This is a genomic window from Streptosporangium sp. NPDC002607 (genome assembly GCF_053592655.1).
The window spans coordinates 1-14,642 of the sequence record NZ_JBSFWD010000078.1 but is presented as its reverse complement, the minus strand read 5'-3'; the positions used below and the strand labels follow the sequence as shown (position 1 = coordinate 14,642).

Below are 14,642 nucleotides of genomic sequence, written 5' to 3'. Positions count from 1 at the left end.
CCCTTCCGGCTACTCATGGTGATGATGATAGATAGTCAGAATGTCAGGACAAACCATTGACGGTTCACCTGTCGTTCATCTAGAACTGGAGGCCCCTGGACAAGGAGCCACCATGCGTGTGGGTTTGTTAGGTCTTGGCCGTATAGGCGTGTTCCATGCCGCCACCCTCTCGACTCTCGTCGACGACCTTGTCGTCTCCGACATGGATCACGCCAGAGCCGAGGAGGTGGCGGGACGCCTCAAGGCCCGGGTCGGAGATCCCTTCGATGCGGACGCGGTGGTGATCGCGACCCCGACCTCCACCCATGCGGAGGCGCTGCTGCGGGCATGTGATCTTGAGGTTCCGGCGTTTTGCGAGAAACCCGCGGCCCCGAGCGTGGCGGAGACCCTGCGGGTCGCCGAAGCGGTCGAGCGTAGCGGCACCGCCGTGCACATTGGCTTCCAGCGGCGCTTCGACGCCGGTTACACCGCCGCACGCGATGCGCTGCGCGGCGACGAGCTCGGCGAGCTGCACCGGGTTCACCTGCTGACCGCCGATCCGAAGCCTCCGGCCGCCGAGTACGTCGCGCTGTCCGGCGGCATCTTCCGTGACTGTCACATCCACGACTTCGACGTCCTGCGCTGGGTGACCGGCCGCGAGGTGGACACCGTCTACGCGACCGGCTCCAACCGGGGCGAGGCGTTCTTCACCGAGGCCGGGGACGTCGACACCAGTGCCGCCCTGATGACCATGGACGACGGCACACTGGTCACCCTGCAGGGCTCCCGCTACAACGGCGCCGGGTACGACGTGCGGATGGAGCTGGCCGGAACCCGGGCCACCTGGGCGGTGGGACTCGGTGACCGGACCCCGCTGCGTTCGGCCGAGGGCTTCGACCCGAGCGGGCAACCGTGGCCGGACTTCCAGGCCAGGTTCGACGCCGCGTACGTCGCGGAGATGCACGCGTTCCTGGCGATGGCGCGAGGCGAGCGCGAGAGCCCCTGCACGGTCCAGGACGCCCTGGCGGCGCTCTACCTCGCCGAGGCGGCTGATCTGTCACTTCGCGAAGGACGGCCGATCCACCTCCTGGAGGTGGTGAAGTGAGGATCGCCGCCGCACCGATCTCCTGGGGGGTCTGCGAGGTACCCGGCTGGGGACACCAGCTGTCCGCCGAGCGGGTGCTGGCCGAGATGGCCGAGCTGAGCCTGACGGCCACCGAACTGGGCCCCGACGGCTTCCTGCCCACCGACCCCGAGCGCCGCGCCCACCTCCTCGACCGCTACGGCCTGCGCGCCGTGGGCGGCTTCGTTCCCGTGGTCCTGCACGACCCCGCCCACGACCCGCTGCCGGGCCTGCGGGCCACGCTGGCCTCCTTCGAGGACGAGACGGTAGCCGTCCTGGCCGCCGCCACCGGCGTGGACGGCTACGACACGCGCCCCACGCTGGACGCCGGGGGCTGGCGCACGCTCCTTACCAACCTGGAGCGGATCCGCCGCGAGACGGCCCGCCCGGTCACCCTGCACCCGCACGTCGGAACCATGATCGAGACCAGGGCGGAGGTGGACCGGATCCTCGACGGCTGCGGCGTCGCGCTCTGCCTGGACACCGGTCACCTGCTCATCGGCGGCACCGACCCACTGGACGTCGTCCGCAAGGCTCCCGGACGGATCGCCCACGTCCACCTCAAGGACGTCGAGGCGGCCCTCGCCGAGCGGGTCCGGGCGGGCGCTCTCACCTACACCCAGGCCGTGAAGGCGGGGATCTACCGTCCGCTCGGCCAAGGTGACGTGGACGTCGCGGGCATCGTCGCCGGTCTGACGGCGGCCGGGTACCCCGGCTGGTACGTGCTGGAGCAGGACGTCATCCTCGGCTCCGAGGACGCGAACCCGATGGAGAACGTCCGCGCGAGCCTGGCCTGTCTCGGAGGCCTCACGTGAGCGTGTCCACCGAGGTGCTGACGATGGGTCGGGTCGGGGTGGACGTCTACCCGCTGCAGGTCGGGGTGTCGCTGCGGGAGGTGGAGACCTTCGGCAAGTACCTGGGCGGCAGCCCGACCAACGTGGCCGTGGCCGCCGCCCGGCTGGGCCGCTCCAGCGCGGTGATCACCCGGACGGGCGCGGACCCGTTCGGCGCGTTCGTCCATGACGCGCTGCGCGGATACGGCGTCGACGACCGTCACGTCACCGCGGTGCCCGGCCTGCCGACCCCGGTGACGTTCTGCGAGATCCGGCCCCCGGACGACTTCCCGCTGTATTTCTACCGCTACCCCAAGGCCCCCGACCTGGAGATCCTCCCCGAGGAGCTGGACCTGGCGGCGATCGCCTCAGCGGGGGTGTTCTGGACGACCGTGACCGGGCTGTCGGCGGAGCCGTCCTGCGGCGCGCACCTGGCCGCCTGGCGGGCCCGGGGACGGGCGCCGTACACGGTGCTGGACCTGGACTACCGGCCGATGTTCTGGCCGGATGCGCAGACGGCCCGCGACCGGGTGCGCGCGGCGCTCGGACAGGTCACCGTCGCGGTCGGCAACCTGGAGGAGGCCGAGGTGGCCACCGGCACGCGCAAGCCGCATGAGGCGGGCCGGGCGCTGCTGGAGGCCGGGGTCGAGCTGGCAATCATCAAGCAGGGCCCAGACGGGGTGCTCGGCATGACCTCCACAGAGACAGTGGAGGTGCCGCCGGTGCAGGTCGAGGTGGTCAACGGGCTCGGCGCGGGCGACGCCTTCGGCGGGGCGCTCTGCCACGGCCTGCTGGAGGGCTGGCCGCTGGAACGGGTACTGAGGTTCGCCAACGTGGCCGGGGCGATCGTGGCCGGCCGACTGGCCTGCGCCCCCGCCATGCCCACCGTGGAGGAGATCGAGAACGTCCTGTCAGGTGGATTTCCGAAGGGGGACGTCGCGCATGCGTGAAGAGGACTACCGGCGGTTGCTCGACGACCGGGCCTGGCACCCGGAGCGGGTGACCGAGGCGGCCACCAAGCGCAGGCGCAGGCCGTTGCCGGCCGGTCGCGACCAGTTGCTGATCATCGCGGCCGATCACCCGGCGCGGGGCGCGCTCGGCGTCGCCGGCCGGCCGATGGCCATGGAGAGCCGCGCCGGTCTGCTGGATCGGCTCATGACCGCCCTGGCCAGGCCGGGCGTGGACGGGCTGCTGGCCACGCCCGACATCGTCGAGGACCTGCTGCTGCTCGGCGCGCTCGACGACAAGATCGTGATCGGTTCGATGAACCGGGGCGGCGTGCAGGGCTCGGTGTTCGAGTTCGACGACCGCTTCACCGCCTACGACGCCGAGTCGATCGCGGCGATGGGTTTCGACGGCGGCAAGATGCTGTGCAGAATCGCGCTGGAGGACGCTGCGACCGCCGCCACACTGGCGAGCTGCGGGCACGCCGTCACCCGGCTGGCCAGGCACGGGCTGATGGCGATGATCGAGCCGTTCTGGTCCAGGCGGATCGACGGCGTGGTGAGGCACGACCTGTCACCGGAGGCGATGATCCATGCCATCAGCGTCAGCCAGGGGCTCGGCGCGACCTCCGCCCGTACCTGGCTGAAGGTCCCGGTGATCGAAGGGATGGAGCGGGTCATGGAGGCCACGACGCTGCCGACCCTGCTCCTCGGAGGTGATCCCGACAAGGCGCCCGACCAGGTCTTCAACTCCTGGAGCAAGGCGCTGCGGCTGCCCGGCGTGCGTGGCCTGGTCGTCGGCCGGGCACTGCTCTACCCGCCCGGCGACGACGTGGTGGCGGCCGTGGACACCGCGGCGAGACTGCTGGAGTCGTCATGACGCACATTCCCTACGGCACCGCCGCCTCGCCCCCGTGGGCGGTGGAGATCACTCCCGAGTCGGCAGGCTGGACGTATGCCGGCCTGCGGATCGTGGATCTACCGGACCATCCGGTGTCCTTCTCCACAGGTCAGGAGGAGATGCTGGTCCTGCCGTTGTCGGGCTCATGCGAGGTCGCCGCGGACGGTCTGCGGCTGTCGCTGTCCGGGCGCACCTCGGTCTTCGCCGCGGTCACCGACTTCGCCTACCTGCCGATCAAGACGTCCGCGGTGATCACTGGCCACGGCCGCATCGCGCTCCCCGCAGCCCGGGCGACCCGCCGGTTTCCCGTCCGCTACGGCCCGGCGGACCGAGTCCCGGTGGAGGCGCGCGGCGCCGGGCAGGCCAGCCGCCAGGTCAACAACTTCTGCGCCCCCGACGCCTTCGACTGCGACAAGCTCGTCGCGGTCGAGGTGCTCACCCCCGGCGGGAACTGGTCGTCCTACCCGCCGCACAAGCACGACACGGCCTCCGCGCACGAGGCCGTACTGGAGGAGATCTACTACTTCGAGGGCGGCCCCGGCTACCAGCGGGTATACGGCACGCACGACACACTGGCCGAGGTGAGCGGCGGCGACGTGGTGCTCGTCCCGCACGGTTACCACGGTCCCTCGATGGCCGCCCCCGGCTACGACCTGTACTACCTGAACGTGCTGGCCGGACCCGCCGAGCAGCGTTCCATGGCCTTCTGCGACGACCCCCGGCACGCGTGGATCCGCTCCTCCTGGGCGGACCAGCCGGTCGACCCCCGCGTGTCGTGTCGCGTCGCGGACGCCGGGAGCGGATTACCTGGAGGTACTTCATGAGGCTCACGGTGGCTCAGGCACTGGTGCGGTTCCTGGCGAACCAGTGGGCGGAGCGTGACGGCGTCGAGCAGCGGCTGATCGCGGGCGTTTTCGGCATCTTCGGCCACGGTAACGTGGCGGGCGTCGGCCAGGCCCTGGCCGAGCAGGGCGCGGGCACCGGCGACGCGCTGCCGTACTACCTGGCCCGCAACGAGCAGGCCATGGTGCACACCGCCGTCGGTTACGCCCGCACGCGCGACCGGTTGTCCACCTTCGCCTGCACCACCTCCGTCGGCCCCGGCGCCACCAACCTGGTCACCGGCGCGGCGCTGGCCACGATCAACCGCCTCCCGGTGCTGCTGTTGCCCGGTGACGTCTTCGCCACCCGGGTCGCCAACCCGGTACTGCAGGAGCTGGAGGACCCGCGCTCCTACGACGTGACGGTCAACGACACGTTGCGTCCGGTCTGCCGCTTCTTCGATCGGATCAACCGGCCCGAGCAGCTGCCGTCCGCCCTCCTGGCCGCGATGCGGATATTGACCGACCCGGCCGAGACCGGCGCGGTCACCCTGGCACTCCCCCAGGACGTGCAGGCCGAGGCCTGCGACTGGCCCGAGGAGCTGTTCGCCCGGCGGGTCTGGCACGTGGCCCGGCCGGTGCCTGAGCCCGCCGCGCTGGCCAGGGCGCTCGAACTGATCCGCAGCTCGCGCAGACCGCTGATCGTCGCCGGAGGCGGGGTCGTCTACAGCCGGGCCTGCGCGGAACTGGCCCGCTTCGCCGAGAACCACGGCGTGCCGGTGGCCGAGACCCAGGCGGGCAAGGGCGCACTGCCGTACGACCACCCGTGCGCGGTCGGCGCGGTCGGCCACACCGGCACCGCCGCCGCCAACGCCCTGGCCAGGGAGGCGGACCTGGTCATCGGCGTCGGGACCCGCTACAGCGACTTCACCACCGCCTCCCGGACCCTCTTCGGCCGGGCCCGGTTCCTCAACGTCAACGTCACCGCCTTCGACGCGGCCAAGAACTCCGGTGCGATGCTCGTCGCCGATGCCCGCGAGGCCCTGAGCGCCCTTGACCAGGCGGACTGGCGGGCCGACCCCGAGTGGACCCGTCAGGCGGCCGCCCTGGCCGTCGGCTGGCAGGCCGAGATCAGCCAGACCTACGCCGGGACGGAGCTGACCCAGCCGGTCGTGCTCGGCATCCTCAACGAGATCGCCGAGGACGGCGTGGTCGTCAACGCGGCCGGGTCCATGCCGGGCGACCTGCACCGGCTGTGGCGGGCCCGCGACCCCAAGGGCTACCACGTGGAGTACGGCTACTCCTGCATGGGTTATGAGATCGCCGGAGGGCTCGGGGTGAAGCTCGCGGCCCCGGAGCGCGAGGTGTTCGTGCTGGTCGGCGACGGCTCCTACCTGATGATGGCCCAGGAGATCACCACCGCCGTGCAGGAGGGCGTCAAGCTCGTGATCGTCCTGGTGGACAACCACGGCTTCGCCTCGATCGGCGACCTCAGCGAGTCGGTGGGGGCCCTTCGCCTGGGCACCGCCTACCGGATGCGCGGCTCGGGAGGGAGGCTGGACGGCGACCGGCTCCCTGTGGACCTGGCGGCCAACGCGGCCAGCCTCGGCGCCGACGTGCTGCGCGCCGGTGATCCGGAGGCGCTGCGGGCCGCGCTGGTCAAGGCGGTGGCGTCCGCGCACACCACGGTCGTCTACGTCGAGACCGCCCCCGGCGGCGGACCCGGCGCCCAGGCCTGGTGGGACGTCCCGATCGCCGAGGTGTCGGAACTGGCCCAGACCCAGGCCGCGCGTGAACACTACGACGAGGCCAAACGCGATCAGCGGCCCTACCTGTGATGGGGTGGACGCCGGCATTCGCCGTGGTGGCGATCCTCTTTGTGCTGATCAGCGGAGCCAACGACGGAGCCACCCTGATCGGGCTGGGGCTCAGATTCCCCCGCTCGCCGGGATGGGCGATCGCCGCGCTTCTCATGGTGGCGCTCTTCGCCGGGCCGTACGTGCTGGGGGTCTCGGTCGCGCGGACCTTCACCGAGGGGCTGGCGGGGCTCGGCACGAGCGGCGGAGCGACGGCGTTCCTGGCGGGGGTGGTGACCGCGGTGATCGTGGTCGCGGTGCTGACCGGCAAGGGACTGCCGACCAGCCTGACTCTCGCGGTGATCGGCGGCATCGCCGGTGCGGGGCTCGGTGCGGGGCTGCCGGTGTCGTGGCAGGGCCTGGGCGCGGTCCTGGCCGTCGGGGCCGGCGCCCCCCTGGTCGGCCTGATCCTGGGCCACCTGCTGGGAACCCTGTCACGCCGGGTGCCGTCCTACCGCCGGATGCCCCGCCTCGTGCTCACCGCCCATCTGCTGGCCTACGCGGCCCAGTGCGTGGCCTATGCGGTGAACGACGGCCAGAAGATGATCGCGGTGGTCAGCGTCGCGGTGGACGTGGGCCGCGACGGGCTGGGCGGGGTCGGCCCCGTCGAGGTCCCGCCGGTGTGGATGGCCGTCCTGGTGGCGCTGTTCCTCGCCGGATCCCTGACCAGTCTCACCCGCGTGGGAGAGCGGCTGGGGCGCGGCCTGGTCATCACCCGGCCGTTGTACATCGTCTCGGCCGAGACGGCGGCCACCGGGGCCGTCCTGGGCAGCTCGATCCTGGGAAGCCCGGTGAGCATGACCCAGTCGATCACGGCCGGGGTCGTCGGCGTGGCGGCGAGCGAAGGAGCCAGGAGGGTGCGATGGCAGAGCGTCGTGAACATGGGTACAGCGTGGCTGGTCACGCTGCCGTCCTCGATGGCCCTGGGCTGCCTGGCCGGACTCGCGCTGAGGCTGCTGTGAGCGGCATGGGCGGTCGCGCCCGGCGGTTCGCGCGGGCCTGGGACGACCTTCGCGGCCGGTCCGGACGGCGGGTCGTCGACCTGGTCCGCGGCCAGGTCGCCGTCGCCCGTGCGGGAGCCGTACTGGCCCGCTCGACCGCCTCCGGCACGATCGAGCGATCGGCCGCGCGCACCCAGATGGCCCAGGTGGAACACGAGGGCGACGCGGCACGGGCCGAACTCGTGCGGGTTCTACGGCGGATGCTCGCGACCCCCATCGACCGGGAGGACCTGTTCCGGCTCTCCCGCTCGGTCGACGACGTGCTGGACCATCTGCGTGACTACGTGCGCGAGGCCGACCTGTTCGGACCGGAGGACCTGGTGTTCGCGGTCGAGCCGCTGCAGGCGGTGATCGACGGTCTCGACGAGCTGGAGGACGCCGTGCTGAAGATGATCGACGACCCGGGCTCGGTCACCGTGGCCGTGCTGGCCACGCGCAAGGCCTGCAGCCGGGTCCGCCAGCTCTACCAGACCCGGCTCACCGAGCTGTTCGCCGGGCCGCTGGAGATGGACACCCTGCGCGGACGCGAGCTGCTGTCGCGCCTGGACGCTGTGGGCCGGCGGCTGGGCGAGGCCGCCGACGCCCTCGCCGACGCGATGCTCAAGCGAAGCCACTGAGGAAGCTGACGGACCACGCACCGCGCCGGTCCTTGTGAACCCCCCTGAAGGAAGTACCCATGGCTCTTCTCACCAAGGCGGAAACGCCGCCACCTCCCCCGAGGCGGCGCAGGCTGGTGTACCGGCTCCGCGTGCTGCGCCACGATCCGACCGCCGCGCTCGGGCTGATCCTCGTCATCCTGCTCGCCTACCTCGTCGTGGCGCCGCTGATCGCGGTGCTGTCGGACGCCTTCCGCCTGCAGTACGGCGACGACGTGCACGCCGGGCAGCAGCCGGGCGAATGGACCGGCTACTACCTGTGGCGGGTGTTCCGCTCCCAGATCAGCGGCCTGCTGTTCTGGGAGCCGCTGCTCAACACGCTGGTGATCGCGGTGGGCACCACGCTGTTCGCGCTGGTCCTCGGGGGCGGCATGGCGTGGCTGGTGACCAGGACCAACGTGCCGGGGCGCAGGTGGCTCGCCGGCGCCCTGGTGGTCCCCTACATGCTGCCGTCGTGGACCTTCTCCCTGGCCTGGCTGTCGCTGTTCAAGAACGAGCGCGCCGCCGGGCAGGTCGGGTTCCTGCAGGCCCAGGGCATCCGGACACCCGACTGGCTCGCCTACGGCGCGGTACCGATCATCATCACTCTGGGGCTGCACTACTACCCGTTCGTGCTGCTCCTGGTCGGGAACGCGCTGCGCCGCATCGACGCGCAGCTGGAGGACTCCGCGCGGATCCTCGGCGCCCCGCAGCGGACCGTCATCCGGCGGATCGTGGTGCCGCTGATGCTCCCGGCGCTGTCCTCGGCCGTGCTGCTGGTGGTCGGCCGGGTGCTCGGCACGTTCGGCACGCCCTACGTGCTCGGCCTGCCGGCCGACTACCGGGTGCTGTCCACCGGGCTGTTCCAGTCGATCCGCGACCGCAGCACCGGCGTGGCCTCCGTACTCGCCACCGTCATCGTGATCATCGGGGTGCTGATCGTTCTCGTCGACACCCGGATGATGCGCGAGCACCGCCGGTTCGTCACCGTGGGCGGCAAGGGGGCGATGGACCGGCTGGGCGATCTGCGCCGCTGGCGCTGGCCCGCCTTCGCGCTCGGCCTGGTGGTCTTCGCGGTGAGCGTTCTCGTCCCGGTCCTGACGCTTCTGGTCTCCACGGTCACCCGGACGCCCCTGGACCTGTCGACCTTCACCCTTGACTACTGGTTCGCCGAACGGCTGCCCGGAGCGGTCGGCTTCCCACACGGCGTCTTCCGCGGTTCCGAGCTGTGGGAGGCGGCGTGGAACTCGCTGCGCATCGTCGGCCTGGCCTCGCTGATCTGCGCGGTCGCCGGCCTGCTGATCGGGTACGTGGTGGTGCGCGGGACGGCTCCACGCGTCGCCGCGTTCCTCCGCCAGGTCTCCTTCCTGCCCTACCTCATCCCCGGCATCGCGTTCGCGGCCGCCTCGCTGTCGCTGTTCGCCGTCGCCAGGGGGCCGATTCCCGCGCTGTACGGGACGACGTTCCTGCTGATCCTGGTGATGGCCGTGACGCACCTGCCGTACAGCTCACGCTCGGGCATCGCGGCGATGATGCAACTCGGCCGCGAACCGGAGGAGGCCGCGCAGATCGCCGGCGCCTCCTGGTGGCAGCGGATGCGGCGGATCATCTTCCCGATCCAGAAGGGCGCCCTCGTCACCGGAATCGTGCTGCCGTTCATCTCCGGGCTCAAGGAGCTGAGCATCGTCATCATGCTGACCACCACCGGGACGCAGCTCCTCACGACCCTGTCGATCGGCCTCGTGGACTACGGATACACCCAGCTCGCCAACGCGGTCGTGCTCGTGATCGCCTTGGTCTCCTTCACCATGACCTACCTGACCCAGCGCCTGACCAAGAGCAGCCTGGCGTCCGGCCTAGGAGGATAGATGCCGAACATCACCCTGAGCGGAATCGCCAAGAGCTACGGCGGTGGCGACTACGCCGTGAAGAACCTCGACCTGACCGTCCCCGATGGCGCGTTCATGTGCCTGCTGGGCCCCTCCGGCTGCGGCAAGACGACCACGCTGCGGATGATCGCCGGACTTGAGCAGCCGAGCGCGGGCACCATCGCCGTCGGTGACAGGGTCCTCGACTCCGTCGAGCAGGGACTCTACGTCCCGCCGGAGAAGCGCGGCATGGGGCTGGTCTTCCAGAACTACGCGCTCTGGCCCCATCTGTCGGTGCGCGAGAACGTCGAGTTCGGCCTGCGCATGCGGAAGGTGCCCGGTCCCGAGCGGCGGGCAAAGGCGGAGGCGGCGCTGAAGATGGTCCACGTCGACGCCGCCATGGACCGCTACCCCTCCCAGCTGTCCGGCGGCCAGCAGCAGCGCGTCGCGCTGGCCAGGATGCTGGCGATCAACCCCACGGTGCTGCTGCTCGACGAGCCGCTGTCCAACCTCGACGCCCGGCTCCGCCTGGAGATGCGCGCCGAGCTCAAACGCATCCACGAGGAGTCCGGCGCGACGATCGTCTTCGTCACCCACGACCAGCTGGAGGCGCTCACGATGGCCACCGACGTCGCGGTCATGAACGACGGCGAGCTGCAGCAGCTGGCCGCCCCGATGGAGATGTACGCCAGGCCCGCCAACCGGTTCGTCGCCGAGTTCGTCGGCAGCCCGCCGATGGCGATCGTCGAGGTCGGCCCCTCTCCCACCGGCCTGGCCGGATCGCTGACGCGCTTCGTCGAGTCCCGCGCCGGGCAGGGCACCGCCCCCGCCGCCGTCGGCATCCGCCCCGAGGCACTGCGCCTCGGCTCGCCACCCGACTCCGCCTGGTGCGAGGACGCCACGGTCGAAGCCGTGCTGCCGGCCGGTTCCTCCTGGACCGTACGGCTGCGCGTCCTGGACACCGAGCTGTACGCGCTCTCCTACACGCCGGTCGAGGCCGCCGCCGGCGAGGTGCTGACCTGCTGGACCGACCAGATGCACCTGTTCGGTGCGGACGGTGTCCGGATCTCCTCCTGGGACAGGATGGAGGTCGGCGCGTGATCCGGCCCAAGGCGTTGCTGCTGGACTTCGGCGGGGTGATCGTGGAGACCTCCCGGCGCCCGTCGTGGGCGGCCGAACTCGCCGCGGAGGTGCACGGCCTCCTCACCAGGGCGGGCTTCGACAGTCTCAGCCTCGACGATGTGGAGAGCGACATCCGGGCCGGCGCGCGCGCCGACAAGTACTGGAAGGACTCCACCTCCCGTCAGTTCGCCCCGGCGGAGATGACGCACCGCGGGTTCTGGGCCGACTTCGTCGCGGGCGACTGGCCGGAGCAGGCCCGCTCGCTGGTGATCGCCGAGGCGACACCGCTCTGCAGGCGGATGGGCGAGCTGCGCAGCGACCGCAAGACCCGGCCCGCGCTGCGGGAGCTACTGGCCGCCTGCTGGGCGCACGGTGTCACGCCCGCGGTCGTCAGCAACGCGCTGTGCGGAGCCGTCCATCGCGACTACATGGCCCTAAGCGGCCTCGACCGCCAGGTGGCGGTGCAGGTCTACAGCGACGAGGTCGGCGTCCGCAAACCCAATCCGGAGATGATCTGGATCGCCTGCCGGGCACTGGGCGTTGACCCCGCGGAGGCCTGGTACGTCGGCGACAACTACGACCGCGACGTGGTCTGCGGGGCCCGCGCCGGGGTGGGGGCCACCGTCCTGATGGTCTCCCGGAGCACCGACGAGATCCCCTACAAGGTGCGCCAGAGCCCTCAGGCGACTGTCGAGGACCCGAACGGCCTTCTGAACCTCCTGGAGGAGACATGGACCTGAACACCTCGCGTGATTTGGCCGCCATCGCGGTCGAGGCGGCCAGAGCGGTCGGCGACCGGCTCAGGGAGGCATTCCGCTCCCGGCCCGAGGTGAAGACCAAGCGCGACTTCCACGACCCGGTGACCGAGCACGACAAGGCGGCCGAGGAGCGTATCCGCGAGGTCCTGGACCGGCTGTGCCCGGGCAGCGTCGTGGTGGGAGAGGAGGACGGCGTCCGAGGTGAAGGCGACATCAGCTGGTACGTCGACCCCATCGACGGCACCGCGAACTTCGCCGCCGGCCTGCCGTTCTTCTGCACCTCCATCGGGGCGGTCGTGGACGGCGAGGTGGTGGCGGGCGTCATCTACGACCCCGTCCGCGACGACGAGTTCACCGCCTCACTCGGCGGGGCCTTCTACAACGGCGCGCCGATCCGCAGCGCCGGAGCCGGTACGGACCGGGAGGCGGTGCTGCTGTCGAGCTACCCCTCCCCACGCGACCTGGCCGCGGAGGGAGAGGTGGCGCTGCACCGCTTCGCCCGGATGGTCAACGCCTTCGCCACCACGCGCCGCCCGGGAAGCGCGGCGCTGAAGCTGGCGCACATCGCCGCCGGGTGGTCCGACGTCGCGTACGGCACGTACGTCAACGCCTGGGACGTGGCGGCCGGCTCGCTCCTGGTGGAGCAGGCCGGGGGCGTCTACATCCCGCTGTCCGGCAGTATCTTCACACCTGGCGGCTACCTCGCCTGCGTGGGCGGCTTCGACCTCGCGGGCTCGGTCATGGCCGAGGTCTCCACGGTGAGGGAGGCCCTGTGATCCGCTGGATCGTCACCGATCTGGACGGGACCCTCGTCGGACGGGACCTGGCCATGGTGCCCGCCGGCCGGGACGCGCTGCGCCGTTTCCTCGCCGCAGGCGGAGAGGTGGTCATCGCGACCGGGCGGATGGAACAGTCGGCCCTCCGCTACTACGAGGAACTGGGCCTCACCGGGGCGGCGATCCTCTACAACGGCGCCCGGACCGTGGACCTCGGCACGGGAACCGTGCTGCGCTCCCGCCACCTGCCGCCGGACGCGTGGAAGGCGCTGCTCGACCTGTTCGGCAGGCTGCCGGAGGGCGTCTATCCGGTGGCGTTCTCCGGCGGCGAGGCGCTGGCGGTCCACGACGTGCCCGAACTGCGGGACTACGCCCGCCGGGACGGGATCACGCTGCGCGACCCGGGTGACTGGTCCGCGCTGCCCCCCGGCGAGGTCATCAAGTGCATGCTGATCGGTGACCCGCTGCCTGATCTGGACATCCCGGGGACGATCACCGTCCGCTCCGAGGCCACCTATCTGGAAGTGCTGCCCGAGGGCGCCACCAAGGGCGCCGCGCTCCGCGAGCTGGCCGCCTCCCGGGGCGTACCGCTGGAGCAGATCGCGGCCGTCGGCGACAACCCCAACGACATCGACATGATCACGACAGCCGGACTCGGGGCCGCGGTCGGCGACGGCCACCCGCAGGTCCGGGCGGTGGCTGACATCGTGGTCGGAGCCTGCGCGGACGGAGCCGTCGCCGACGTGGTGAAACTGGCCCTCAGCTCTTATGCGTAGGTTGTGAAATCGAGCCTCGAACCGCGGGTGCCGATTGGTCACCCGTCCTGGCCGAGCCCCATGCCGATCCCCCTCCAGGACGCCGCCCAGCCGATCATGCCGTCGATGCCGAGCCAGGTGACCCGGGCCTGCTCGGTGCTCGGCGCCGGTGGTGGATCGAGCGGGGCGACCTGCCGAAGACCCGATATGGCCGGTGTTCGCCGTAGAAGGTGTCGAACCCGTGCGGAGCATGCGAGAGGTGACGTCGGTTCCAGATCAAGGCGCGGCCCGGCAACTCACCCCGGCAGGTCTGGAACCAGCGCCCGAAGCGTCAATGCCGAAGTCGTCGCGCCGTAGGCACGGAAGGAGCACCAGAACATGAAGAACGTCACTCACTGGATCAACGGAGCCCTCGTCGAGGGCTCCGGCCGTACCTCCGAGATCTTCAACCCGGCGACCGGAGAGGTCACCGGGCGGGTCCACCTGGCCTCGGTGGAGGAGGTGGACGCGGCCGTGGCCGCCGCCGTCGCGGCCTGGCCCGCCTGGCGGGACGCCTCGCTGGTCAAGCGCTCGCAGGTGCTGTTTCGTTTCCGCGAGCTGATGTACGCCCACCGCGACGAGCTGGCCCGGCTCATCTCGGCCGAGCACGGCAAGGTCCACTCCGACGCGCTGGGCGAGGTCGCCCGCGGCCTGGAGGTCGTGGAGTTCGCCTGCGGCATCCCGCACCTGCTCAAGGGCGGCTTCTCCGAGGGCGTCTCCACCCGGGTCGACTCCTACTCGATCCGGCAGCCGCTGGGCGTCGTCGCCGGGATCACCCCGTTCAACTTCCCGGCCATGGTGCCGATGTGGATGTTCCCGATCGCGATCGCCGCGGGCAACGCCTTCATCCTCAAACCGTCGGAGAAGGACCCCTCGGCCTCGCTGCTGATGGCCTCGCTGTGGAAGGAGGCCGGGCTGCCCGACGGCGTCTTCGGCGTCGTCCAGGGCGACAAGACGGCGGTGGACCGGCTGCTGGAGCACCCGCACGTGCGCGCGGTCTCGTTCGTCGGATCCACGCCCATCGCCCGCTACGTCTATGAGAGCGCCACCGGTCACGGCAAGCGGGTCCAGGCGCTCGGCGGCGCCAAGAACCACATGCTGGTGCTGCCCGACGCCGACCTGGACCTGGTCGCCGACGCCGCGGTCTCGGCGGGCTTCGGCTCGGCCGGTGAGCGCTGCATGGCGATCTCCGTCGTGCTGGCCGTGGACCCGGTCGGCGACGAGCTGGTCG

General features: G+C 71.2%; 14 protein-coding genes. All 14 read left to right on the top strand.

The features are described from left to right. The first annotated feature begins 112 nt into the window (after positions 1-112). Entirely contained in the window at positions 113-1,084 is a 972-nt protein-coding gene (locus ACWD3H_RS43710) for a Gfo/Idh/MocA family protein (RefSeq protein WP_451959211.1), read from the top strand. Next, a complete protein-coding gene (locus ACWD3H_RS43705; protein WP_451959210.1) occupies positions 1,081-1,917 on the top strand; it encodes a TIM barrel protein in 837 nt (278 codons plus the stop codon). The genes ACWD3H_RS43710 and ACWD3H_RS43705 overlap by 4 nt, the downstream gene beginning before the upstream one ends. Further along, entirely contained in the window at positions 1,914-2,885 is a 972-nt protein-coding gene (gene iolC, locus ACWD3H_RS43700) for a 5-dehydro-2-deoxygluconokinase (RefSeq protein ID WP_451959209.1), read from the top strand. Before ACWD3H_RS43705 ends, iolC begins: the two co-directional genes overlap by 4 nt. After that, positions 2,878-3,759, top strand: coding sequence for a Cgl0159 family (beta/alpha)8-fold protein (locus tag ACWD3H_RS43695; RefSeq protein WP_355558830.1), 882 nt, complete (start codon positions 2,878-2,880; stop codon positions 3,757-3,759). The genes iolC and ACWD3H_RS43695 overlap by 8 nt, the downstream gene beginning before the upstream one ends. Continuing rightward, positions 3,756-4,604, top strand: coding sequence for a 5-deoxy-glucuronate isomerase (gene iolB / locus ACWD3H_RS43690; protein ID WP_355558833.1), 849 nt, complete (start codon positions 3,756-3,758; stop codon positions 4,602-4,604). The genes ACWD3H_RS43695 and iolB overlap by 4 nt, the downstream gene beginning before the upstream one ends. Beyond that, complete coding sequence (gene iolD / locus ACWD3H_RS43685; RefSeq protein ID WP_451959208.1) at positions 4,601-6,439, top strand: 3D-(3,5/4)-trihydroxycyclohexane-1,2-dione acylhydrolase (decyclizing); 1,839 nt, start codon at positions 4,601-4,603, stop codon at positions 6,437-6,439. Before iolB ends, iolD begins: the two co-directional genes overlap by 4 nt. After that, complete coding sequence (locus tag ACWD3H_RS43680; RefSeq protein ID WP_451959207.1) at positions 6,439-7,419, top strand: anion permease; 981 nt, start codon at positions 6,439-6,441, stop codon at positions 7,417-7,419. The genes iolD and ACWD3H_RS43680 overlap by 1 nt, the downstream gene beginning before the upstream one ends. Before the next feature lie 5 nt (positions 7,420-7,424). Next, the gene (locus ACWD3H_RS43675; protein WP_355558841.1) at positions 7,425-8,075 is read left to right on the top strand and encodes a DUF47 domain-containing protein; all 651 of its coding nucleotides are present in this window, start codon (positions 7,425-7,427) and stop codon (positions 8,073-8,075) included. A 59-nt stretch (positions 8,076-8,134) separates the two neighbouring features. Continuing rightward, on the top strand, positions 8,135-9,961 hold the full coding sequence (locus ACWD3H_RS43670; RefSeq protein WP_355558844.1) for an ABC transporter permease: 1,827 nt from the start codon (positions 8,135-8,137) through the stop codon (positions 9,959-9,961). Further along, positions 9,962-11,062: an ABC transporter ATP-binding protein gene (locus ACWD3H_RS43665; RefSeq protein ID WP_451959206.1), complete on the top strand. Its 1,101-nt coding sequence runs from the start codon at positions 9,962-9,964 to the stop codon at positions 11,060-11,062. It begins immediately after the preceding gene. Continuing rightward, the gene (locus tag ACWD3H_RS43660) at positions 11,059-11,823 is read left to right on the top strand and encodes an HAD family hydrolase (RefSeq protein WP_355558850.1); all 765 of its coding nucleotides are present in this window, start codon (positions 11,059-11,061) and stop codon (positions 11,821-11,823) included. The genes ACWD3H_RS43665 and ACWD3H_RS43660 overlap by 4 nt, the downstream gene beginning before the upstream one ends. Beyond that, complete coding sequence (locus ACWD3H_RS43655) at positions 11,814-12,617, top strand: inositol monophosphatase family protein (RefSeq protein WP_355558853.1); 804 nt, start codon at positions 11,814-11,816, stop codon at positions 12,615-12,617. Before ACWD3H_RS43660 ends, ACWD3H_RS43655 begins: the two co-directional genes overlap by 10 nt. Next, positions 12,614-13,393: a Cof-type HAD-IIB family hydrolase gene (locus tag ACWD3H_RS43650; protein WP_355558856.1), complete on the top strand. Its 780-nt coding sequence runs from the start codon at positions 12,614-12,616 to the stop codon at positions 13,391-13,393. The genes ACWD3H_RS43655 and ACWD3H_RS43650 overlap by 4 nt, the downstream gene beginning before the upstream one ends. A gap of 357 nt (positions 13,394-13,750) precedes the next feature. Further along, positions 13,751-14,642, top strand: an 892-nt coding sequence (gene mmsA, locus ACWD3H_RS43645) for a CoA-acylating methylmalonate-semialdehyde dehydrogenase (protein WP_451959205.1), incomplete at its 3' end; no start/stop codon positions are given.